This is a genomic window from Pseudarthrobacter enclensis (assembly GCF_001457025.1).
In the GTDB taxonomy this organism is placed as follows: Bacteria; Actinomycetota; Actinomycetes; order Actinomycetales; family Micrococcaceae; genus Arthrobacter; species Arthrobacter enclensis.
On record NZ_KQ758604.1, the window covers coordinates 271,552 to 293,208 of the forward strand.

At 69.2% G+C, this 21,657-nt stretch carries 18 protein-coding genes; 9 read left to right on the plus strand and 9 right to left on the minus strand.

From position 1 onward, the window contains the following. Positions 1-101 precede the first annotated feature (101 nt). From AS031_RS15185 to AS031_RS15195, 3 genes are all read left to right on the plus strand, one after another. Entirely contained in the window at positions 102-1,067 is a 966-nt protein-coding gene (locus AS031_RS15185; protein WP_058269050.1) for a DMT family transporter, read from the plus strand. Positions 1,068-1,076: 9 nt separating this feature from the next. Then, complete coding sequence (locus AS031_RS15190; RefSeq protein WP_058268986.1) at positions 1,077-1,505, plus strand: metallopeptidase family protein; 429 nt, start codon at positions 1,077-1,079, stop codon at positions 1,503-1,505. Between the two features lie 191 nt (positions 1,506-1,696). Beyond that, positions 1,697-3,172, plus strand: coding sequence for a C40 family peptidase (locus AS031_RS15195; RefSeq protein ID WP_058268987.1), 1,476 nt, complete (start codon positions 1,697-1,699; stop codon positions 3,170-3,172). A gap of 33 nt (positions 3,173-3,205) precedes the next feature. Here AS031_RS15195 and AS031_RS15200 read toward each other — a convergent pair whose 3' ends face one another. The 5 genes from AS031_RS15200 to AS031_RS15220 all read right to left on the minus strand — a co-directional run bounded on the left by AS031_RS15200 (position 3,206) and on the right by AS031_RS15220 (position 10,297). Further along, positions 3,206-4,087 carry an ABC transporter permease gene (locus AS031_RS15200; RefSeq protein ID WP_228379649.1) on the minus strand — a complete coding sequence of 294 codons (882 nt, stop codon included), beginning with the start codon at positions 4,085-4,087 and terminating at the stop codon, positions 3,206-3,208. Next, on the minus strand, positions 4,077-5,054 hold the full coding sequence (locus AS031_RS15205; protein ID WP_058268988.1) for an ABC transporter ATP-binding protein: 978 nt from the start codon (positions 5,052-5,054) through the stop codon (positions 4,077-4,079). The genes AS031_RS15200 and AS031_RS15205 overlap by 11 nt, the downstream gene beginning before the upstream one ends. Next, positions 5,051-6,262 (minus strand): LolA family protein, encoded by a 1,212-nt coding sequence (locus AS031_RS15210; RefSeq protein WP_228379650.1) that lies wholly within the window; start codon positions 6,260-6,262, stop codon positions 5,051-5,053. The genes AS031_RS15205 and AS031_RS15210 overlap by 4 nt, the downstream gene beginning before the upstream one ends. Before the next feature lie 75 nt (positions 6,263-6,337). After that, complete coding sequence (locus AS031_RS15215) at positions 6,338-9,208, minus strand: PEP/pyruvate-binding domain-containing protein (protein WP_058268989.1); 2,871 nt, start codon at positions 9,206-9,208, stop codon at positions 6,338-6,340. A 42-nt stretch (positions 9,209-9,250) separates the two neighbouring features. Further along, the gene (locus tag AS031_RS15220; protein ID WP_058268990.1) at positions 9,251-10,297 is read right to left on the minus strand and encodes a universal stress protein; all 1,047 of its coding nucleotides are present in this window, start codon (positions 10,295-10,297) and stop codon (positions 9,251-9,253) included. A gap of 431 nt (positions 10,298-10,728) precedes the next feature. Here AS031_RS15220 and AS031_RS15225 point away from each other — a divergent pair, with 431 nt between their 5' ends. Beyond that, positions 10,729-11,355 carry an FAD-dependent monooxygenase gene (locus tag AS031_RS15225; RefSeq protein WP_058268991.1) on the plus strand — a complete coding sequence of 209 codons (627 nt, stop codon included), beginning with the start codon at positions 10,729-10,731 and terminating at the stop codon, positions 11,353-11,355. A 36-nt stretch (positions 11,356-11,391) separates the two neighbouring features. Here the strand turns inward: AS031_RS15225 and AS031_RS15230 are convergent, their stop codons facing one another. Beyond that, entirely contained in the window at positions 11,392-12,012 is a 621-nt protein-coding gene (locus tag AS031_RS15230) for a copper resistance CopC family protein (protein ID WP_058268992.1), read from the minus strand. A gap of 111 nt (positions 12,013-12,123) precedes the next feature. On the opposite strand from AS031_RS15230, the gene AS031_RS15235 reads away from it, so the two are divergent. Further along, positions 12,124-13,569 (plus strand): NCS2 family permease, encoded by a 1,446-nt coding sequence (locus tag AS031_RS15235; protein WP_058268993.1) that lies wholly within the window; start codon positions 12,124-12,126, stop codon positions 13,567-13,569. A 33-nt stretch (positions 13,570-13,602) separates the two neighbouring features. On the opposite strand, the gene AS031_RS15240 is transcribed toward AS031_RS15235, so the two are convergent. Further along, positions 13,603-14,907, minus strand: coding sequence for a cation:proton antiporter (locus AS031_RS15240; protein WP_058268994.1), 1,305 nt, complete (start codon positions 14,905-14,907; stop codon positions 13,603-13,605). 184 nt (positions 14,908-15,091) lie between these two features. On the opposite strand from AS031_RS15240, the gene hutG reads away from it, so the two are divergent. After that, positions 15,092-16,069 (plus strand): formimidoylglutamase, encoded by a 978-nt coding sequence (hutG, locus tag AS031_RS15245; RefSeq protein WP_058268995.1) that lies wholly within the window; start codon positions 15,092-15,094, stop codon positions 16,067-16,069. 36 nt (positions 16,070-16,105) lie between these two features. Here hutG and AS031_RS15250 read toward each other — a convergent pair whose 3' ends face one another. Further along, complete coding sequence (locus AS031_RS15250; RefSeq protein WP_058268996.1) at positions 16,106-16,780, minus strand: response regulator; 675 nt, start codon at positions 16,778-16,780, stop codon at positions 16,106-16,108. Continuing rightward, entirely contained in the window at positions 16,777-18,351 is a 1,575-nt protein-coding gene (locus AS031_RS15255) for a sensor histidine kinase (RefSeq protein WP_058268997.1), read from the minus strand. The genes AS031_RS15250 and AS031_RS15255 overlap by 4 nt, the downstream gene beginning before the upstream one ends. Before the next feature lie 249 nt (positions 18,352-18,600). Between AS031_RS15255 and AS031_RS15260 the strand changes: the two genes are divergently transcribed. The 3 genes from AS031_RS15260 to AS031_RS15270 are packed head-to-tail and all read left to right on the plus strand — an operon-like array spanning position 18,601 to position 21,652. Continuing rightward, positions 18,601-19,614 carry a Bug family tripartite tricarboxylate transporter substrate binding protein gene (locus tag AS031_RS15260; protein ID WP_058268998.1) on the plus strand — a complete coding sequence of 338 codons (1,014 nt, stop codon included), beginning with the start codon at positions 18,601-18,603 and terminating at the stop codon, positions 19,612-19,614. Continuing rightward, positions 19,611-20,114, plus strand: coding sequence for a tripartite tricarboxylate transporter TctB family protein (locus AS031_RS15265; RefSeq protein ID WP_058268999.1), 504 nt, complete (start codon positions 19,611-19,613; stop codon positions 20,112-20,114). Before AS031_RS15260 ends, AS031_RS15265 begins: the two co-directional genes overlap by 4 nt. Then, a complete protein-coding gene (locus AS031_RS15270; RefSeq protein ID WP_058269000.1) occupies positions 20,114-21,652 on the plus strand; it encodes a tripartite tricarboxylate transporter permease in 1,539 nt (512 codons plus the stop codon). The genes AS031_RS15265 and AS031_RS15270 overlap by 1 nt, the downstream gene beginning before the upstream one ends. Positions 21,653-21,657 lie beyond the last annotated feature (5 nt).

The following is a 21,657-nucleotide window of genomic DNA, read 5'->3' on the forward strand; positions in this document are numbered from 1 at the left end:
GCCCCGCCAAGGGAGACTCCGGAACAACTTTGGCAGGATGTTGGCCACACGTGACCGATTTCCGCCAGTCCCGCAGGGTGCCGCACGGCTACATTGGCTTCATGCCCTCCAGAGTTTCCATGAGAAAGCCCGCCGCACCGTCGGCGGCGGCTCCTGTCACCGCCTTGGGAATCGCGGCCATGGTGGCCACCGTGGTGCTGTGGGCGTCGGCATTCGTGGGAATCCGCGCCATCGGGCCCCACTTCTCTCCCGGCTCGCTGACGCTGGGCAGGCTGGCGGTTGCCGCCGTCGTACTGGGCTTCGTGGCGCTGCCGAAGCTGATCAAAAGCCGGCTTGTCCCCCGGGGGCGGGAATGGTGGCCGATCGTGGCCTACGGGGTCATGTGGTTTGGGGGCTACAACGTTGCGTTGAATGCCGCGGAGCACGTCCTGGACGCGGGCACGAGCGCACTGCTCATCAATGTGAATCCCATTCTGGTGGCCATCATGGCAGGCATCTTCCTCAAGGAAGGCTTCCCGCGGTGGCTGCTGATCGGGAGCACCATCGCCTTTGCCGGCGTGGCGCTCATCGCCTTGGGCTCCGGGCAGCCCGGCGCCCACGGGGAAAGCCCGACGGCGGACGTTGCCGGCGTGCTGCTCTGCCTCCTGGCCGCGGTACTCGCCGCGGTCAGCGTCATCATCCAGAAACCGGTCCTGCGGAAGTTCCCGGCGGCGCAGGCCACCTGGTTCGGGATCGTGGTGGGCGCGGCCTGCTGCCTGCCGTTCGCCGGGCAACTGGTGTCCGAAGTGCAGGCGGCCCCTCCCGCCGCCACCGCGGGGCTGGTGTACCTGGGGGTCTTCCCGACGGCGATTGCTTTCACCACGTGGGCTTATGCGCTGTCCCTGGTGGATGCGGGCAAACTGGCTGCCACAACCTACCTGGTGCCCGGCACAACGGTGCTGATTTCCTGGCTCTTGCTGGGCGAAATCCCCACCACATGGGGCCTGGTGGGCGGCCTGGTCTGCCTGGTGGGCGTCAGCCTGACCCGCCGCCGGACACGGTCCCGCGCACGGGGCGCCCGGGACTAAAGTCGGAGTATGCCCGCAAGCCTTCCCCCAGGCCTTCCCATCGTTCCGGAGGGCCCGCACGAACCCCTGGGCTTCAGCATGTCCCCGGACGAGTTCGAGGCCGCAGTCTCCGATGCCCTGGACAGCATCCCGGCCAGGCTGGCCGCGGCCATGGACAACGTGGCCGTCTTCATCGAGGACGACTACGTGCCGGGTCCAGGGGAAGACCCTGACACCGTCCTGCTTGGGCTTTACGAAGGCGTCCCCCTGACGGAGCGGGACTCCTGGTGGGACGCGGGGTCATTGCCGGACCGCATCACGATCTACCGGGAACCCATCCTGGAGATCTGCGCTTCCCGGGAGGACGTCATCCACGAGGTGGCAGTGACGGTGGTCCATGAGGTGGCACACCATTTTGGGATATCGGACGAGCGGCTGCATGAGCTGGGGTGGGGCTGAATCCCACGACACGCCGTACGCACCGTCACCTGCACTCAGCCATGTGTGATTACTGTTATTGATGTGACACCTGTTGCCATTGCGCAAAGGGTGACGTAGCCTCGGACGTGCTGGCGAGCTGCCGAGGAACACTGCCGTGTGTCACCACCAGGGCCTCACTCCCAGCCCCAAGCGCTGCGAGGTTTGTGCCCATGCCGAGGTTGTTGCCCGGGTTCCCTGCTGCTGCCGGCCGCCCGGCGGCCGTGCTGTGCGCCGCCGTCGTCCTTCTTGGGTCGGCAGGACTGCCCGCCGGGGCCGCTCCCCTCGCTCCGCCGGCTGCGCCTGCCGCGCCCGCCATCCCGTCCGCCGAGGACATTGCCGCGGCGAAAGCAAGCGAAGCGGCGACGGCGGACCAGGTGTCGGCGATCGAACGCATCCTTGGCGACGCATCCGATGCCCGGCAGGCTGCCTTCACCGCGGCCATGCAGGCCAACAACGCCTACAGCGAGGCCCTGGTGGAACTGCAGCAGCGGACCGATGCTGCCTTGGCTGCATCCGCCCGTGCCGCGGCCGCGCAGGAGGAGCAGGGCAAAACCCGCAAACAAGTGGGTCAGCTGGCGGGGGACCTCTACCGCAACGGAGGGCTGAACCCGACGCTGGGAACCCTGGTGAGCGGCAACGGCGAAAGCCTCCAGCAGGCCGCAACCCTGCAGGCGCTCTCCGCCAGCCGAAGCCGGGCCTTCGACGCCGCGGAGACCGCTGCTGCGGCGTCCCGGGCGTTGACGGCCGCCGCGGAGGACGCCACCAAGGCGGCCGATGACGCGGCCCGGACGGCTGAGGCGCGGAAGACGGCCGCCAACCAGGCCAACACGGCACAGGCACAGGTGGTGGCCGATACCCAGGCCCGCCGGACTGTCCTGGTGGACCAGCTCGCGCAGCTGCGCAACACCACGGCCGAACTGGAGTCCGCCCGCGTTGACGCGCTGGAACGCCAGCGGGCCGAAGCACGCCTCGCAGCCGTCGCGGCCGCGGCATCAGCCACGGCAGATGAAGGTACGGGCACCAACCCGGCAGGCCCGGCGCAGCCGGCCGGCACACCGGCGGCGGTCCCGGCGAACCCGGCACCCGCTGCTCCGGCCGCCCCCGCTCCCGCGCCAGCCGCGCCTGCCGCCCCGCCCGCTCCCGCGCCTGCCGCGCCGTCCGCTCCCGCGCCGGCGGCTCCAGCTCCGGCACCGGCAGCTCCTGCCCCGGCGCCTCCGGCGCCTTCCATCCCGGCGCCGCCGCCAGCACCGGCACCGGCTCCGCCGACGGGTGGAGGGACCCTGGAAACAGCCATTTCCGTGGCACTCAGCAAGGTGGGTGCGCCCTACCACTACCAGTGGGGCGGCACCGGGCCCACGGGTTTTGACTGCTCAGGCCTGGTGCAGACGGCCTTTGCGTCCGCCGGGAAGTACCTGCCCCGAACCGCCGGGCAACAGTACGCGGCAGCACCCGTCCACGTTCCCCTGTCCCAGGCACGGAGAGGTGACCTGCTGGTGTGGGGCTCCGGCCCGGACTTTTACCATGTGGCCATCTACCTGGGGAACGGTCAGGTGGTTCAGGCCCTCAACCCGCAGGAAGGCATTGGAGTCACCCAGCTCAGCGCCATGGCGGGCATGCAGCTGCACCCCTACGTGGCGCGCTACTAGGACAAGGGCCTCACAGCCCGCCGGCCGTGGCCGTCAGCTCAGCACGTCCCTGGTGGTGAAGCGGGCGTAGGCCAGCGCACCGAACACAGCGATATAGCCGGTCTGCAGCAACGCGTTCCGGCCAAAAGCGTCCCACAGGACCGGTTGGCGCAGCATGTCCCCGAATCCCAGCCAGTAGTGGCTGAAGAGCCACGGGTGCAGCCACTCCAGTTGAGGCAGCTGATCGGCCACCTGGGAAACCACGGATACCACCACGGTGGCTGCCATGGCACCCACCGGCACCACCGTCAGGGTGGACAGGAACAGGCCAATGGCGGACAGCCCGGCAAGTGAAACCGCCAGGTACGCAGCAATCAGCAGCATCCGGAGTCCCGCTTCCCCGGGCTGGATCACGTCACCTGACAGCAGAGTGACGGGGCCGACCGGAAAGAGCGCGGCTCCGGCCGCCGCCCCGGCGGCGGCCACGGTAAGGGGCGCCGCGATGCAGAACGTGAGCGCTGCGGCGTACTTGACCAGCAGGAGCCGCACCCTCCCCGCTGGTGCCACCAGGAGGTACCGGAGGGTTCCCATGTTCGCTTCGCCCGCGATGGTGTCTCCCGCCACCACCCCCACGGTGAGCGGGAGGAACAGCGGAACCGATACCAGCATGGCGGTAAAGGCCACGAACAGCCCGTTCTGCGTGATGCGGTCCAGGAAGGCGGGGCCTCGGCCGGCAGGAACGGAGGAGGAGAGCCGCACGGCGACGGCGATCAGGATGGGGATGGCGGCGAGCGCCAGCAGCAATGCCCAGGTGCGGCGGCGGCCGAACAGGACCCTCAGTTCGGACACCATCAGGGACAGCCCGGACCGGCGCGGCAGCGCGAGGTCCGGCACGGCCGGTGCACCGGGAACCTCTGCGGGAACGCTACTGGGCAACGTCGAACCCCTCCCCCGTCAGCGCCACGAACCGGTCCTCAAGGCTCTCCCGTTCGACGGTGAATCCGCGCACCCGGACTCCGGCGGCCACCAGGTGGGCCACGAGATCCTCCGCGGGGATGCTGCCGTCAAGGTCAGCCACCAGGACGCCACCCTCAGCCTGGGCGGCAGCGTCCGCGGGCTCCAGCCCCAGGTGGAGCAGGACCTTCCGCGCGTCGCCGGCGTCGGGCGTGAGGATGCGGGCGCGGGTGCTGCCGGCGCGGCGAAGCTCGGCCAGGGAACCCTGGGCCACAAGCCTGCCGGCTCTCATGACGGCGGCATGGGTGCACATCTGTTCCACCTCCGGCAGCAGGTGGCTGGAGACAAAGACGGTGGTGCCGTTGCGGGCCAGCGAGCGGACCAGGTGGCGCACCTCGCGGGTGCCCTGGGGGTCCAGCCCGTTGGTGGGTTCGTCCAGGACCAGCAGGTCGCGGTGCGACAGCAGGGCGTTGGCGATCCCCAGCCGCTGCTTCATCCCCAGCGAATAGGCGTGCACACGCTTCCGGGCGGCATGGGCCAGCCCCACCCGTTCCAGGGCCGCGTCAACCCGGGCGCGCCGCGTTGCCGGGACGGTGTGGCGGCCTGCCGCATCAAGCCGGTGCAGGTTCGCCGATCCCGAGAGAAAAGGGTAGAACGCGGGTCCTTCCACCAGCGCACCTACCCGCGGCAGCACCTCCTGGAACCTTCCCGGCATGTCCATGCCCAGCAGGTTCACTGTCCCGGACGTGGCGGCCGCCAGTCCCAGGAGCATCCGTATGGTGGTGGTCTTGCCTGAGCCGTTGGGCCCCAGGAAGCCGAAAACGCTGCCGGGCGGCACGGCCAGGTCCACCGCATCCACGGCGAGCTGGTGGCCGAACCGCTTGGTCAGTCCCCGCGTTTCTATGGTCAGCGCGGCGTTCCCGGTATCCGGGCGGGAGCCTGGGTTCATGGGGCCGCCGACGCGGCTGCCTGCAGCCTGTCCGGCGGCACCATGCCTGTGAAGACGCGCCCGTCGTCCGTGACCAGCACATTGACGAGCGCCGTGGACAGCAGCCGCCCGCCGGGTACGACGACGACGGCCTGGGCCAGCAAAGGATCGTTCAGCAGGGCCGCGGCGGCGCCTCCGCCCGCTGCCGCGGCAGGCAGCCCGACCACGGTGTCCCAGCCGGTGCCGGAGACCGTTGGGGGTTGGAAGCCCTGCCCGTGGTGTGCCTGTCCGTCCGCGGGCACAGCCAGTTCCTTCACTGTGCTGCCCGGGGGCGGAGAGAACGTGAAGAGTGACCCGTCCGGCGCGGCAAGGTCCAGGCTGGTGAATCCGACGCGGAAAGCCGGCGAGGCAGCACCCCGGGCGGTGACCTGGACGGAGAGCGGCATTCCGGTCCGGCCGTCAACGGCGATGGCGGCCTGCCCCACCAGGGTGGCGTCGGAACGTGGTTTGATCAGCAGGTTATAGGCGGTTCGGCCCGCCACCTGCACGTCGGCGCCGGTGGTCACCGCCGTGGTGGGATCAACCTTGGCCAGGAGCTGCCGGGCGAGTTCCTCCGGGGTTTTCACCGCCGTGGTGGGCGGATCACCGGGAAGGCCCGGGGCGGAGGGATCTTGTCCCTGGGCGGGCGCGGACAGCGGCAGGTCCGAGGCGTGCTCCGGCAGGGCCAGGTGCGCCGCGGAGTTGTCCTTGGATGAGTAGAACCAGGCGTCGTTGCCATTGCGGATGATGTCCCGCTCGGCCAGGCGGTCGAACACCTGGATGCGTGCCCTGGTTTTGCCGTCAACGTAAACCCTGGCGGTGTGCGTGCCGGACAGGAAGCCGACCACGGAGGCTGCTCCTCCTGCCGATGCAGGATCCGCGCCCGGACCTGTCGAGGGCAACGCGGGCAAGCCCAGGTCCGAGGATTGCTCCACCGTTCCGGAGAAGGACTCCACCTGGTGCGACGCGGCCAGTGCCAGAACCTCGGCCGGCGTTCTCGCCGGCAGGGGATCCCCGGCGCTGGCAGGAATCGTCCCGGCCAACGCCCCCGCCGCAATGACGGCCGGTACCGCCAGCGCTGGCAGCCAGCGCCGCAAGGCGGGGTTGCCGCGGCGCCGGTCCGGCGGCGGGTGCGGCGTGAACGTGGAGTCGGAGCCCGCAGTGAAGGAGCCCATGGTCTCGGAGCCCATAGTCCAAGCGTACGCCTGTAGGGGCTTCGTCACACGGCAGATTGTCACACCGCAGGGGCCGCTGCGGTACTGTCGCTAAGCGCCGGGCAGCGGGGCCGTGCCGGGCGGGGCAGACGGCGGGGCCGGCACGATGGTTCCCGAACCGCCGTCGACCGTGATCTGCTGCCCCGGGATGATCCTGGTGGTGGCGTCGGGAACTCCCACGACGGCGGGGATGCCGTATTCGCGGGCAACCACGGCTCCGTGCGAATTGGCTCCGCCCATCTCCATCACCAGCCCGCCGGCGGTCAGGAACAGCGGAGTCCACCCGGGATCCGTGGAGGGTGCCACCAGGATCTCGCCCGGTTCCAGGTGGGCGCCCACCGGGTCCAGGATGACCCTGGCAACTCCGGTGACCGTTCCGGCTGAGGCGGGGCTGCCCACAAGGGTGCCCTCGGCACGAAGTTCCGTGGACCGCTGGGCCGCCTCGGGTTCCGTGCCATCGGACAGCAGCACCCTGGGAATGTGCCGGCGCCCCAGCTCCCGGCTGTATTCGGCCCGGCGGGCCTCCACCAGGGCCCGAAGCTCCGGCCCGGCACCGGGGTTGCCGCCGTCAAGGACATCGACGGCGCGGCCGGCCTCATCGAAGTCGAGGAAGAAGATATCGGCCGGATCGGCCAGGACGCCCGCCTCCGCCAAGGCGGAGCCGACGTGCTGCAGCTGCCGGCGCACCTCGGCAAGTCCGAGCACCAGCTGGTACTTGGGCAGTTCCCGAAGGCCCGCGAAGAGCCGTGCCCTGCGCAGCACGGCCCGCATCAGGACGCCGCGGATCCTGCCCCGCCGGCCTGCTTCGGCAACCAGACGCTCCACCTGTGCTTCGGCCGCCTCAGCGGCGTTGCTGAACTGGACGTCGGGTGCCAGGCCCGGGTCGTCGAGCCTGAGGTAGTTGGCCAGGACGCCCAGGATGTGGGTGGGGTCGTCTGCCCAGCGGGGCATGCCGACGTCGATCTCGGCGACGGCCCGGTGCCCGTAGCGGTCCAGGAACCGGGCCAGGCCGGCCTCCAGGCGGGGCGGAAGGTTCCCGTCACGGTAGGCGGCGGCCAGTGCCGCGCTGTCCTGGCCGGCGAAGACAGCGCGTGACTGGGCATCATTCCGGATGGCGGCGGCCAGGCGCCACAGTTCCAGGTCCATGTCCGTGGTGACGTTGTTGGGCATTCCGCGCAGGACGGGTTGAAGGTCGCTCCACCTGTTCCCGCCGAGCAGTTTTCCCGCCACCCCGAGCATGGCGAAGCCAAGCGCCGCCAACGGGAGGATTGCGGGGATGATGGCGAACAGCCGGTTCTGCAGGAGGCCTTCGGCGTGCGCCAGCCGGTCTCTGCCAGAGGGCGCGCTGGAGGGAGCACCGCCAGGGGCACCGCCTGCTCCCGGCCTCGCACCGGCACAGCGCTCCAGCTCAAGGGCTGCTTCATAGTCGCGCCTGAACCGGTCCAGGCGGCGCAGTGCGGCCCTGGGCCGGAAGAAGCCACGCAGGATGCCTTCGGGCACGCGCGCACGGACGGCTACGGGCAGGATCCGCCGGAGCAGGCCCAGGGGCGTCCGCTGCGTCACTGAGAACGCAGGATCATCCATGAGCCGGCGCGTGACCGCGGCGGAGCGGGCCTCCATGACATCGAACACCCGGGGCAGGATCCAGCGGCCCGCCGCACTGCGGATGGGGACGGTGAAGTCCACAAAGATCCGCTGCCCGGGCTCCGCGTAGGCGGGTGGACCCTGCCGCGGGTCCGGCAGGGTGAACCGTGCCGTCCGCGCCACGGACGCGGCAATAAGGCGGATGGCCGCCCGCCCCATGGGCGTGATGGGCCTGGTCAGCCCCTGGGCGAGGCTGAAGCACAGGAAGGCCCTGGTGCCGGGGGCGCCGTCACCGCGCCGGGGGACCGGGTAGAGCGTGGTGATGGGGCGGGATTGGGTCAGCCAGAGCTCACCGCCCCGGCTGACGGCCCACTCGATGTCCTGCGGCGCGCCGAAATGCCGTTCGGCTGCAAGCCCCAGCCGTGCCAGCTCGGCAGCCTGCCGGTCGGTGAGGCAGAACCCGTTCCCGGCAGCGGCTTCCACCGTCCGGGTACCCCCGCCGGGAAGTGCCACGACGGCGATCCGTTTGTCTCCCGGCCGCCGTTCGAGGACCCGTCCAGTGACGGCGTCCAGCACAAAGTGGTCGGGGTTGACCGCGCCCGACACCACGGCTTCACCCAGGCCCGGGCTGGCGTCGATGACAGCTTCCTTCCTCCGCCCGGTGACGGGGTTGGCGGTGAACAGGACCCCTGCCGTCTCCACCTCAACCATCCGCTGCACCACCACGGCGAGGGCTACACCGGCGGGGTTGATGTCCAGGCCGGCGCGGTAGGTGGTGGCCCGGTCCGTCCACAGCGACGCCCAGCAGTTCCGGACAGCTTCGATCACCGCGGCGGCTCCCACCACGTTCAGGTAAGTGTCCTGCTGCCCGGCGAAGCTCGCGAAGGGAAGGTCCTCAGCGGTGGCTGAGGAGCGGACCGCCACCGGCACGTCCGGGCCCAGCGTCGCGTAGGCGTGCCCGACGGCGGCACGCACCTCGGGCGGCAACGGCGCGGAGGCGACGGCGGCACGGGCGCGGGCGGCCAGCGCGGGGATGTCCGGTCCGGCGGCAGCTTGCCCCTGCACAGCGGGCGCACGGTCCGGCCGCAGGGCGGCGTGCAGGGCCGCCAGCTCCGGCAGCAGCGCATCCGGACCACCGGTGGCCATCCGGTACGCCCCGGTGGTGAGGCAGAAGCCTTCAGGGACTGGCAGACCGGCCGCCAGGAGCTCTCCGAGGTTCGCAGCCTTGCCGCCCACCTGCGCGAGCATCCCGGCCCTGAGATCCCTCAGGTCCAGGACCAAGCGGGACCCGGGCAAGGACCGGTCCTCACCATCCTGCGCTGTTGCCGGCGGCTCCATGACTCGCCCTGCCCGTCCCTGCCGTACTGCGTTTCCGCGGTATCAGGCCGCGTCCGCGTCGCCCAGGATGGGCCCAAACTTCGGCCGGTCGGCCAGGCGGGGGTCCTCACGGTCCGGTACCACCATGACCGGGCCCTTTGCGTGGTGGAGCACGCCGTCCGACGTGGATCCCAGGAGCATGCCGGTGAAGCCGCCGCGCCCGCGGGTCCCCACCACCACCAGTTCAGCGTGCTTGCTTTCTCCCACCAGGACATCAACCGGCGAACCGTCCACGAGGGCGGACGTGGCGTCGAGCCCCGGGTAGTGGCTGCGCAGCCAGGCCATGCCGGCGTCCAGGGTGACCTGGATGTCGGCAAAGAGCGCCTTGCGGTCCATCGGGGCAGGGACCCAGGCGAGGGAGCCGCTGTACTGGGGAACTGCGCAGACCACGCGCAGCGACGCACCGAGGCGCTGGGCCTGGTCTGCAGCCTCCAGCACGGCGATGCGGGCCTGCTCGGAACCGTCCACGCCCACCACCACGACGTTCTCGACCCGCTGGTGGCCGGACTTTGCCTGCTCTGCCAGGACGCGCCTGTCGTCAGTGGTTTCACCGAGCCGGTCGGAGCAAATCAGGGGAACAGTGACGGTGGGGCACTTGGCGTGTGCGGGCAGGGCGCTGCTGACAGAGCCCAGCAGCCGCCCCACGAACCCGCCCCGGCCCCGGGTGCCGAAGACCAGCAGCTCGGCAGTTTCGGACATCTCCAGCAGGACTCCTGAGGCGTCCCCGTTTTCCACCGAGGCAGTGACGTCGATGTCGTAGCCGGCCACCTTGTCCATGGCCTGCCTGACGATGGCCTCTGCGCCCTCGCGGATGACGGAGTCGTCCACGGTGGCGTATCCCCCGTCCAGTCCGGAGGCCGCAAAGATGGGTACGGAGTAGGCCGTAACGATATGCAGGGGGCGGCGCCGGCGGCTGGCCTCGCGCGCAGCCCAGACCAGGGCGCATTGGCCGTGATCGGAGCCGTCCACGCCCACGACGATTCCTTCGGGGGCGGTGGACGTGCCACCACCGTCGCGTGCCGGATCCGGGTGCAATTCGTGTGCGCCCATGGGGGCCGCCTCCTTGCGCTGTTGCCTGATGTTCGGGCCATTCTGCCAGAAACCGGGAGCCTCTCCGCACACCCCCGGCCGGAGCCCGGAGCGGGCGGCAGAGGAACCGCTTCCGATTCTCACTATTGCGCGTCCGCCAACCCATAGCAAGCCTGTTCAGGGCGCGTAACCACACGTTATCCACAGTTTTTCCACAAGGCCATGGAAAGCGCGTTCAGCCCCTGAGGAATCTTTGCGTTTTGGGCTATCCACCGCCCGAATTGTTCTGTAGTCTTCTGGACATTGTTGGTCCGGGACGCCGACAGTAACTTCCGTTCGACGGCTGCCCGGCACCACTGTGCGGCCTTGCATTTGGGGCAACGGGACCGCACCGCCGGTGATGACGCCGGCACCTGCAGACATGTCGAAGGAGGGAAACAGCAGTGTCAAGCATGCCTGGAAATGCCGGGACCGAACAGACCACTACGGTGATCATTGGCACGGGGCTGTCCGGACTCGCAGTGGCGGCCGAGTTGCGCCGCCGGGGAATCGACTCGATCGTGGTGGACGGCCTGGACTCCTTTGGTGCCGCACCGCCGGCGGTCACCACCTCGCTTCAGCGCATCGACGCACCTGATTCGGCCACCCTGCAGGAACGCACCGAGATCATGCGGCATCTGCGCAACTATGCAGCCAGCCACGACGTGGACGTCCGCTCCACCACCCGGGCAGTCCATCTGGCCAAGGTGGAGGAAGGCCAGGCTGACGCCTCCGGTCCGTTCTGGGAAGTGCACACCCCGACGGGCGTCCTGAGGGCCAACCACATTGTCCTGACGCGCTGCGCCCAGAGCCAGTTGCGGCGCATGCTCAACGACTTCGGCATCGCCGTCGGCAGGAACCTGGCCGCAGCGATGCGGGCGATCGGCATTTACCTGGTGGGGGTGGGGGAACTGATCACCCCCTCCCCCAAGGAGGTGCTGCGCCAGGCCAAGACCGTGGGTCATGCCATCTCCGCCAAGGTCAACCCGGACAGCGTGGCCTTCCCGGCAACGGGCAGCCTGGCCATGCTGACCTGCTGACGCCCTGCGGGAGCTTCCGGCAGGGCAGCCGCTCGCCTACTCTTCGGCGTCGTCCTCGTCGCCGCCATTGGCAAGCCGGCGCCTGGCAATGACCGCGAGCGCTACCAGCAGCCCCACGGCGGCGATGGCGAAGATGACGATGCTCCACTGGAAGGGCTCTGCGGAACTTCCGGCCTCGGACGCGGCCGTGGCACCGGGCTGGGCGGTGCCCATCCCGGGGACGTCTCCGCCCGCCGTCGGGCCGGCGCTGCCGGTGGCTGCTCCCGCCGCACCTCCAGCGGCGGCGGCCGCAGTGAACGTAAACGTTCCTTCAATCGGGTGCGAATCGGAACTCACCACCCGCCAGGCCACGGTGTATCCGCCCGCCGGAGCGCCTGCCCGCAACTTCTGCGACGCCACGTTGTCCAGGATCTCCACCGGACCTTCGGCCCATTCGGCCCCGGAGCCGTCCTTGACGGAGAAGGACGCGCCCAGGCCCAGCGGCTTGTTGTTGAACGTGACCGATACCTGCTGCGGAGGGACCGGGACGGAAGAACCCTGGGCAGGACTGCTGGATTCGGCGGCATCGTGGGCGGCGGCGGGACCTGCAAGGCCCAGCGAGGCGGCCAGGACGGCGGCCCCCAGCAGAAGGGCCCGGAAACGGCGGAAGGGACGCATGGGTGTACTGCTCCTTGTGTTGGCTTCCTTACAGACTAGGTGAAATTGGCGGCCGTCCCACCGCCCCCGCCTTAGGATGCAGGTATCCCCACATCATTCCCCGGAGGACTAATGCTTAAGCAAGGCTCTGCCCTGGACCGGTACTTCAAGGTCACCGAACGCGGCTCCAACCTCTCCCGCGAGATCCGCGGCGGGTTCGCCACGTTCTTCGCCATGAGCTACATCGTGGTGCTCAACCCGCTCATCCTCTCCGGGGCGGATTCCAGCGGCAACACCCTCGGCTTCACCGCCGTGGCCGCCGTGACGGCCTTCGTGGCCGGCATCCTGACCATCCTGATGGGGGCATGGGCCAAACACCCGTTCGCACTGGCCACCGGCCTGGGCGTCAATGCCTTCGTGGCGGTCACCGTAGCCACCAACCCCGGCCTGACCTGGCCGGACATGATGGGGCTCGTGGTGCTGTCCGGCGTCACAATGCTGATCCTGGTGCTCACCGGCTTCCGTACGGCGGTTTTCAAGGCTGTGCCCGATGGCCTGAAGACGGCAATCGTGGTGGGCATCGGCCTGTTCATCGCGCTGATCGGGCTGGTGAACGCCGGCTTTGTCCGGCGCATCCCCGACGTCGCCGGCACCACCGTGCCGGTGGGCCTGGGCTTTGACGGCAAGCTGCTGGGCTGGCCGACGGCGGTCTTCGTCTTCGGCCTGGTCCTCACCATCGCGCTGGTGGTCCGCAAGGTCAAAGGCGCCATCCTGATCGGCATCATCACCTCCACCGTCCTGGCCGTCATCCTCGAGATGACCCTGCATATCGGCCCCAGCGTCTCCCCGGACAAGCCCTTCAACCCGCAGGGCTGGTCCCTGGTTTCCCCCGCCTTCTCGGAATGGGCCGCACCTGACCTGTCCCTGATCGGCAAGGCCAACCCGTTTGGCGCCTTCGAGCACCTGGGCTTCGTGGCTGCCACGCTGCTGGCCTTCGTCATCCTGCTCAGCATCTTCTTCGACGCCATGGGCACCATGGTGGGCCTGGCCAACGAGGCCGGCACGGTGGACGAGCACGGCAACATCCCCGATGTGGACCGCGTCCTGCAGGTGGATGCCCTCGGCGCGATCGTGGGCGGCGGCGCCTCGGTGTCCTCCAACCAGATCTACGTTGAAGCCGGCGCGGGCATCGGCGAAGGCGCCCGGACCGGCATCGCGTCAATCGTTACCGGCCTGCTGTTCCTGGTGGCCATGTTCTTCACCCCCCTGATCAACCTGGTTCCGTTCGAGGCAGTGGCCCCCGCCCTGGTGGTGGTCGGCTTCATGATGGTGTCCCAGGTGGGCAAGATCGACTGGCAGGACTGGGGCATCGCCATCCCGGCATTCCTGACCTTCGCGCTGATGCCGTTCACGTACTCGATCGCCAACGGCCTCGGTGCCGGCTTCATCAGCTATGTGCTGATCCGTACCGTCCAGGGCAAGGCCAGGGAAATCCACCCCCTCATGTGGGCCGTGGCCGCAGCGTTCCTGCTGTTCTTCGCCATTGGTCCCATCGAGGCCGCGCTGGGCATGCTCTAAACGGCACCGCGGCGTACCACCGAAGGCCTGGCCCTACACGGGAGTGTTGGGAGCCAGGCCTTCGTCGCCAGTCACCGCCTTGGCCTTCCTCACCCTGAGCCGGTCCAGCCTGTTCATCAGGGGCGAGGTGGTGGCGCCGTGGATCACGATGGACATGGCCACCACCAGGCCGACAAAACCCCACAGCCACTCGGCCTCTCCCGGGAAGCTGCCCTTGCCCAGCGCGTAGGACAGGTAGTAGAGGGAGCCGATTCCGCGGATGCCGAAGAAGGACAGTGCGATCCTTTCCCGCGGTCCGGTCTTCCCGCGGAGCAGGCTCAGCCACCCCGCCAGTGGCCGGACCAGCAGCAGGAATGCCAGGGCAACGAGCACCTCCGCCAGGCCCATGCCGGACAGGAGTCCGCGGGCAATGGCCCCGCCCAGCAGGACCAGGATGACCACGGTGATGAGCCGCTCGAGCTGCTCCACGTAGGAATGCAGGACCCGGTGGTATCCGTGTGTCCGTTCGGCGGCGCGGATGGTCACGGCGCAGACAAAGACGGCGATGAAGCCGTACCCCTCCACCAGCTCTGTCAATCCATACGCGAGGAAGGTGGCCGCCAGAGCCACGAACCCTTCTGAGTGGTTGGACAGCCGCAGGCTCTCCGTCCGCGCGGAGAAGAAGAGCCGGGCCAGCATCTTTCCGGTCAGGAACCCCGCCAGCAGGCCCGCGGCCAGCCGCCACAGGACGTCCAGCCCGAACCATTCAGGGAACCATGCTGCAGGGTCCGCGCCGGCGATGCTGATGGCGATGGCCAGGTACACGAACGGAAAGGCAAGGCCGTCGTTCAACCCGGCTTCCGAGGTGAGGCCGAACCGCACTTCGTCCTCCTTGCCGGTGCCCTCCTCATCGTCAGCCGGTTCGCCCACCTGAACTTCCGAGGCCAGGACCGGGTCCGTGGGGGCCAGGCCGGAGGCCACCAGCAACGCGGCGCCGAGCCCGAGGCCCAGGAACCACAGCCCGAGCAGCGTCAGAGCCACGATGCACAACGGCATGGCGATTCCCAGCAGCCGCCAGGTTGTTGACCAGCCGCTGCGTCCCACCGGGCGGTCCAGGGCGAGCCCGGCGCCCATCAGGGAGACGATCACGCAGATTTCCGAAAGGTGCAGCACGAAGTCCCCGTGCGCCACGGGATCAGGGCTGGGCAGGGTGGGAATGAGAGCGAACGCCGCCATCCCGGTTCCGAGGAAGACCATCGGCATGGAAAACGGCATGTTCCGCAGCAGCTTGGGCAGCACCGCCGCAACGAACACTGCCACGCCCGCTGCTGCGAAAAGGATGTTGGGGGCTTCAAACACGCGCTGTTCTCCAGCTGTTCGGTGCGCCGGGACGGCGCAGGCAACGTCATGCGTCCCGGACGGGATTGCTCCACCTTAACCCCTGCTGCCGGCGCCGGACCGGTTGGCGCGGAGTTCTCGCATTCCAGACAGGACGACGCCGGCCCTGCTCGCTTTCGGCGCCGGCATGCGGTGAGCTTGGAGCATGACTTCCCTCATTCCCGATGTCGACACCCCGTCCGCCCCGTGGACCGGCAGGTTTGACGGCGACGGGCCCGAGCACCGGCGGTGGTGGCAGGCGGTGGCGCCGCTGCCCGCAGTGACGGGACCGGCAGGTGCCGCGCAGGAAGCCCCGCAACCGGCTGCCCGGCCTGCCGCCATCCTCGGGTTCGCCAGCGACGAGGGCGTCCGGCGCAACAAGGGCCGGACGGGTGCGGCGGCGGCACCGGAGGCGCTGCGAAGGGCCCTCGGTCCGCTGGCCTTCCACCTGGACCGGGCCGTGTATGACGCAGGAGACGTTGCCGTGGCCGGCGGCGACCTGGAAGGCGGGCAGGCCAGGCTGGGCCGCGCGGTGGCGTCCCTCCTCGACACCGGGCACCTGACAGTGGTGCTGGGCGGCGGCCATGAGACCGCCTACGCCAGCTACCTCGGCGTCGGTGCCTCCCGCGCCGTCACCGAAGGCAAACGGCTGGGCGTCCTCAACCTCGATGCCCACTTCGACCTGCGGGACGAGCCCGTGGCCAGCTCCGGAACGCCGTTCCTCCAGATGGCCAGGGCCGAGGCAGCTGCCGGCCGTGGGTTCAGGTACGCGGTGGCGGGCATTTCCGAAGCCAACAACACCCGTGCGCTGTTCGAGACCGCAGACCGGCTGGGGGTCCGCTACCTGCTGGACGAGGACTGCTCGGAGGAGCGGGTTCGGGACTTCGTGGCATCTTTCCTGGCGGATATCGATGTGCTCTACCTCACCATCGACCTGGATGTGCTGCCGGCAGCGGTGGCCCCGGGCGTCAGCGCCCCGGCTGCTTACGGGGTGCCGCTCCCGGTCATCAGTGCCGTCTGCCGGCAAGTGGCGCGCAGCGGCAAGCTGTTGCACTGTGACGTGGCGGAACTGAACCCGGAGTTCGACCTGGACAGCCGGACCGCCCGGGTGGCGGCACGGCTGGTGGACACCCTCCTGCGCTGACCATCGGCCGAACCGGCATCCAGCCCGGGCCACCGGTCAGGACTTCAGCACGTACCTGCGCTCGGGACGGCCCACTCCGTACTTCAGCCGTACTTCCAGCAGCCCTTCATCGTGGAGGTACTCGAGGTAGCGCCGGGCGCTGACCCTGGACGTGCCCAACTGTTCGGCAACCTCGGCAGCCGACACATCGCCGTCGGCCGTCTTCAGTGCCCCTTCGACGAGCGCGAGGGTCTCCACGCTGCAGCCCTTGGGCAGCGGCCGCCCGTGGGCGGCGGCGCTTTCGAGGCCAAAGACCCTGTTGACGTCCGACTGTTCCGCCACGTCCTTGGACGAATCCAGGCCGTGGTAGGCGCTGCGGTAGTGGTCCAGCCGCTCCTGCAGGTCCGCCTGCGAGAAGGGCTTGATCAGGTAATGCACAATCCCGCCGCGCAGCGCCTTCCTCACCGTTTCCACTTCGCGGGCAGCGCTGATCACCAGCACATCGAGCTCCGGAGCCACCTCCCGCAGCCGGTGCATCAGGTCCAGGCCGTTGATGTCCGGGAGGTGGATGTCCAGCAGCACCAGGTCCGGCCGGAGCCTTTCGGTTTCGACGACGGCCTGCGCGCCGGTGTGCGCGGCTCCCACCACCGTGAAGCCGGGGCTGCGCTGGATGAAGCCGGCGTGGACTTTGGCCACCATGAAGTCGTCATCGACGATCAGGACCTTGATCATGTGCGTGCACCTTTGTTGAAGCCGGCGGTGAAGACCGCCCCGTTGTCGTTGGCCACCGTGAGGTCCCCGCCCGACCTGCGGCACACCACGCGGGACAGCGCCAGGCCGAAGCCCCGGCCGCCCTCGCTCCGGTGCTCCTTGGTGGTGAACCCTTGCCGGAAGATCTGTTCCTCGGCACCGTCCGGCACCCCGGGCCCGTTGTCCCGGACCGTCAGTGTCACCCGCCCCTCCCCGTCTTCCACCAGGACCCGGACAGCTGCCTGCGGGAGCCCGGAGACGGCGTCGAACGCGTTGTCCACCAGGTTCCCGGCCACTGTCACGAGGTCACGGGACAGGTCGTCATCCACGGGCGGCAGCGCGGATTCGGGGTCAAGCTGGAGGGCCACGCCGCGCTCGGTTGCGAGGCTCGACTTGGCGATCAGGAGGGCGGCCAGGGCCGGGTCCTTGATCCGGCCGGTCACCTCGTCGTTGAGCCGGGTCCTGTCCACGGTGGCCCCATTGACGAACTGGACCACGGAATCGTAGTCGCCGATCTGGATGAGTCCGGAGATCACGTGCAGCTGGTTGGCGAACTCATGGGCCTGGGCTCGCAGCGTGTCGGTGGCGGTCCGGGTGGCACCCAGTTCCTGTTCCAGGGAGGACAGCTCCGTCCTGTCCCGCAGGGTGGTGACGGAACCGATCTCCCGGCCGCGGGACCGGATGGGCACCCGGTTCAGCACCACCAGCCGCTCCCCCACCAGCACCAGCCGGTCGGGGTCCGGCTGTTCCCGGGTGAGGACCACTTTCAGTGCCGGGTCCACGGGAAGGGACGCCAGCTTCCGGCCGACGCAGTCCGCCGGCAGGCCCAGGAGTTCCCGCGCACTGTCATTGGCAACAGTGATCCGCTCGTGCGGATCGAGGGCCACCACGCCTTCCTTCAGGCCGTGCAGCATGGCCTCACGGTTCTCCACCAGGCCGGTGATCTCGCTCGGTTCCATGCCCAGGGTCTGCCGCTTGACCCGGCGGGAGAGCAGGAACGAACCGGCGACGCCGAGGACGCTCGCCACCCCCACATAGGTCAACAGGTTGGGTACCGCATCACCGAGGCGTTCCAGCGTGGTGGGATAGTTGCGGCTGATGGAGGCGATACCGATCATGCTGCCGTCGTCGGCGAGGACGGGGACATGGGCGGACAGCACGGCCGTGCCGCCGGGGGTCAGCACGCCGGTCCAGGCGCGCCCTTCCATGACCCGGCTTTCGCCCAGTTCCAGCCGCTGTCCCAGCAGGCCGGGATCCGAGGCCGCCACCACGGTCCGGTCCTTGCGGGCGAGGGCCACCTGGGATGAGCCTGAGACGATGCGCACGGATTCCGCGACGGCGGGCAGGGCGGCGCCGCCGCGGGGTTCCGCTGTGGGAAGCAGTTCGCGGACCGCCGGATTGGCGCCAAGCGCCTCGGCCGCGGACAGGGCGCGGCGGCCCTCGACGCGTTCGAACGCGGCAGCGGACTGTGCCAGGGAGATGGCCACCACCGCCACCAGGACCGCCAGGACAATCAGCAACTGCAGCACCAGGTACTGCCCCGCGAGGGACATGCCTCTTCGTCGAGTCACAGTTGCTGGTCCTTTGTACGGCGTCCGGCGGGCAGGGTGCCTGCCGCAATACGTGGGAACTATATCCCACCTTCGTTGGCCGGAGGCCTGCGGAAGCACGGCGGTGGGACCGTGGAAACGTGAACGCAATGTACTTAACTTTTTCTGCGTACATAAGAGTGACCGGCATCACGGGCGGCCCTAGCATCGGTTGCACCAGTCAGTCTTGTTTTTCATGAGAAGAGGAACCCCATGCGCCAGATCCGCGCATTGCGAATCGCCGCCGTCGCTGCCGGCATCGCCCTGATGGCCACCGGCTGCGGTGCCACCGGAAAGAGCTCCACCGGAACCGAAAGCTCCGGCTCCGCCGCGGCCAAGCCCATCACCGGACTCCAGATCATGGTCCCCAATACCCCGGGCGGCGGCTACGACACCACTGCCCGTGCCGCCGCGAAGGTCCTCGACGACGAGAAGATCTCCACCAACACCGAAGTCTTCAACCTCGCCGGCGCCGGCGGCACCGTGGGCCTGGCCCGTGTGGTCAACGAAAAGGGCAACGGCGACCTCGCCATGCTGATGGGCCTGGGCGTGGTGGGCGCCAGCTACACCAACAAGTCCGAGTCGAAGCTGACCGAGACCACCCCGCTGGCCCGCCTCATCGAAGAGCCCGGCGCCATCATGGTGAGCAAGGATTCCCCGTACAAGACCATCGATGACCTGGTGAAGGCCTGGAAGGCCGACCCGGGGTCCATCGCCGTGGGCGGCGGCTCCTCCCCCGGCGGCCCTGACCACCTGCTGCCCATGCAGCTGGCAGGCGCCGTGGGAATCGACGCCACCAAGGTCAACTTCGTGTCCTACGACGGCGGCGGCGACCTCCTCCCCGCGATCCTTGGCAACAAGCTGGGCTTCGCTGCTTCCGGCGCCGGCGAATACCTGAAGCAGATCGAGTCCGGTGAGGTCCGAGTTCTGGCCACCAGCGGCGAGAAGCGGCTTGAGGGTGTTGACGCGCCCACGCTGAAGGAATCCAACATCGACCTGGTCTTCACCAACTGGCGCGGCATCGTGGCGCCTCCGGGCATCAGCGACGAGGACAAGGCATCCCTGATCGCGGCCCTGGAGAAGATGCACGGCACCGAGGGCTGGAAGGAAGCCCTGAAGACCCACGGCTGGACCGACGCTTTCATCACCGGTGACGAGTTCAAGACCTTCCTCACCGAGCAGGACAAGCGGGTGGCGGACGTCCTCACCAAGCTGGGCCTGGCGTGAGCTCCAAAACCTCAGGTTTGAAAGGCCGCGCCGAGCTGGGGGTCGCCCTCCTGCTCGGCGCGGCCGGCGTCCTGGTCTTCCTGGACGCCAACGGCCTCTCCACCCCGTACTCGCACACCGACCCGGTGGGCCCCAAGACCGTCCCGTTCATCGTGGCCGGCCTGCTGGTGGTCTGCGCTGTCCTGCTGGCCGTCAACGTGCTCCGCGGCGGCAAGGGCGAAGCCGAGGGCGGCGAGGACGTGGAACTGGGCCACCCGGCCGACTGGAAGACCGTCCTGCCCCTGGCGGGTGCGTTCATCCTCAACATCCTGCTGATCGACTGGGCCGGATGGGTGATCTCCGGGACGGTCCTGTTCTGGGGCAGCCTCCTGGCCCTGGGCAGCCGGCACTACGTGCGTGACGGCATCATCTCCGTCCTCCTGTCCCTCCTGACCTTCTACGGCTTCTACCTCGGACTCGGCATCGCACTGCCGGCCGGACTGTTGGAAGGAATCCTTTAATGGACGTCTGGTCCTCCCTGATGGACGGTTTCGCCACCGCCCTGACCCCCATGAACTTCCTGTACGCCGTCATCGGCGTCATCCTGGGCACCGCCGTCGGTGTCCTGCCCGGACTCGGCCCGGCCATGACCGTGGCCCTGCTGCTGCCCGTCACCTACGCCCTGGAACCCACCAGCGCGTTCATCATGTTCGCCGGCATCTACTACGGCGGCATGTACGGCGGCTCCACCACCTCCATCCTGCTCAACACGCCCGGCGAGTCGTCGTCCGTGGTGACGGCGATCGAGGGCAACAAGATGGCCAAGGCGGGCAGGGCCGCGCAGGCGCTGGCGACGGCGGCCATCGGCTCGTTCGTTGCAGGCACCATCGGCACCACACTCCTGGCGGTCTGCGCACCGATCGTGGTCCAGTTCGCCGTCAGCCTCGGCTCCCCGAGCTACTTTGCGATCATGCTGCTGGCGCTGCTGGCCGTCACCGCGGTCCTTGGCTCGTCCCGGCTGCGCGGTTTCGCAGCACTGGCCCTGGGCCTGGCCATCGGCCTGGTGGGCATTGACTCCGTAACCGGCCAGCGCCGCCTGACCTTTGGCCAGCCGCTGCTGGCGGACGGCCTGGACATCGTGGTGGTCGCCGTCGCAATCTTCGCCGTGGGCGAGGCCCTCTGGGTGGCGGCCCACCTGCGCCGCACCCCGCTGCATGTGATTCCGGTGGGCCGGCCGTGGATGGGCAAGAAGGACTGGCAGCGGTCCTGGAAGCCCTGGCTCCGCGGTACGGTGTTCGGCTTCCCGTTCGGCGCACTGCCTGCCGGCGGCGCCGAGATCCCCACGTTCCTGTCCTACGTGACCGAGAAACGCCTCAGCAAGCACCCCGAGGAGTTCGGCAAGGGCGCCATCGAGGGCGTCGCAGGGCCGGAGGCGGCCAACAACGCGGCAGCCGCCGGCACGCTCACCCCCATGCTGGCCCTGGGCCTGCCCACCAACGCGACGGCGGCGGTGATGCTGGCTGCGTTCACCGGGTACGGCATCCAGCCCGGGCCGCAGCTGTTCTCGAGCGAAGGTCCGCTGGTGTGGGCGCTGATCGCCAGCCTCTTCATCGGCAACCTGCTGCTCCTGCTCATCAACCTGCCACTGGCCCCGCTGTGGGCCAAGCTGCTGCAGCTCCCCCGGCCGTACCTGTATGCGGGCATCCTGTTCTTCGCCACCCTGGGCGCCTACTCGGTGAACCTGCAGGCGTTCGACCTGGTGATCCTGCTGGTCCTGGGCGCGCTGGGCTTCATGATGCGGCGCTTCGGCCTGCCGGTGCTTCCGCTGATCCTGGGCGTCATCCTGGGCCCGCGCCTGGAAGGCCAGCTGCGCAAGACGCTCCAGCTGAGCGCCGGCGACCCGGCAGGCCTGTGGAGCGAGCCGATCGCCGTTGGGATCTACATCATCATTGGCCTGATTTTGCTGTGGCCGCTCGCCTACAAGCTGATCCGCCGCAACCGCCCCCAGAACAGCAGCCTGCTGCCGGCCAACTCCGGGGCAGCCGACTACAGCGACTAGCCGCC

What these genes read in the sequence shown, in the direction of transcription:
- AS031_RS15185 (WP_058269050.1), top strand. Translation starts at nt 102, where the DNA reads ATGCCCTCCAGAGTTTCCATGAGAAAGCCCGCCGCACCGTCGGCGGCG.
- AS031_RS15190 (WP_058268986.1), top strand. Translation starts at nt 1,077, where the DNA reads ATGCCCGCAAGCCTTCCCCCAGGCCTTCCCATCGTTCCGGAGGGCCCG.
- AS031_RS15195 (WP_058268987.1), top strand. Translation starts at nt 1,697, where the DNA reads ATGCCGAGGTTGTTGCCCGGGTTCCCTGCTGCTGCCGGCCGCCCGGCG.
- AS031_RS15205 (WP_058268988.1), bottom strand. Translation starts at nt 5,054, where the DNA reads ATGAACCCAGGCTCCCGCCCGGATACCGGGAACGCCGCGCTGACCATA.
- AS031_RS15210 (WP_228379650.1), bottom strand. Translation starts at nt 6,262, where the DNA reads ATGGGCTCCGAGACCATGGGCTCCTTCACTGCGGGCTCCGACTCCACG.
- AS031_RS15215 (WP_058268989.1), bottom strand. Translation starts at nt 9,208, where the DNA reads ATGGAGCCGCCGGCAACAGCGCAGGATGGTGAGGACCGGTCCTTGCCC.
- AS031_RS15220 (WP_058268990.1), bottom strand. Translation starts at nt 10,297, where the DNA reads ATGGGCGCACACGAATTGCACCCGGATCCGGCACGCGACGGTGGTGGC.
- AS031_RS15225 (WP_058268991.1), top strand. Translation starts at nt 10,729, where the DNA reads ATGCCTGGAAATGCCGGGACCGAACAGACCACTACGGTGATCATTGGC.
- AS031_RS15230 (WP_058268992.1), bottom strand. Translation starts at nt 12,012, where the DNA reads ATGCGTCCCTTCCGCCGTTTCCGGGCCCTTCTGCTGGGGGCCGCCGTC.
- AS031_RS15235 (WP_058268993.1), top strand. Translation starts at nt 12,124, where the DNA reads ATGCTTAAGCAAGGCTCTGCCCTGGACCGGTACTTCAAGGTCACCGAA.
- hutG (WP_058268995.1), top strand. Translation starts at nt 15,092, where the DNA reads ATGACTTCCCTCATTCCCGATGTCGACACCCCGTCCGCCCCGTGGACC.
- AS031_RS15250 (WP_058268996.1), bottom strand. Translation starts at nt 16,780, where the DNA reads ATGATCAAGGTCCTGATCGTCGATGACGACTTCATGGTGGCCAAAGTC.
- AS031_RS15255 (WP_058268997.1), bottom strand. Translation starts at nt 18,351, where the DNA reads ATGTCCCTCGCGGGGCAGTACCTGGTGCTGCAGTTGCTGATTGTCCTG.
- AS031_RS15260 (WP_058268998.1), top strand. Translation starts at nt 18,601, where the DNA reads ATGCGCCAGATCCGCGCATTGCGAATCGCCGCCGTCGCTGCCGGCATC.
- AS031_RS15270 (WP_058269000.1), top strand. Translation starts at nt 20,114, where the DNA reads ATGGACGTCTGGTCCTCCCTGATGGACGGTTTCGCCACCGCCCTGACC.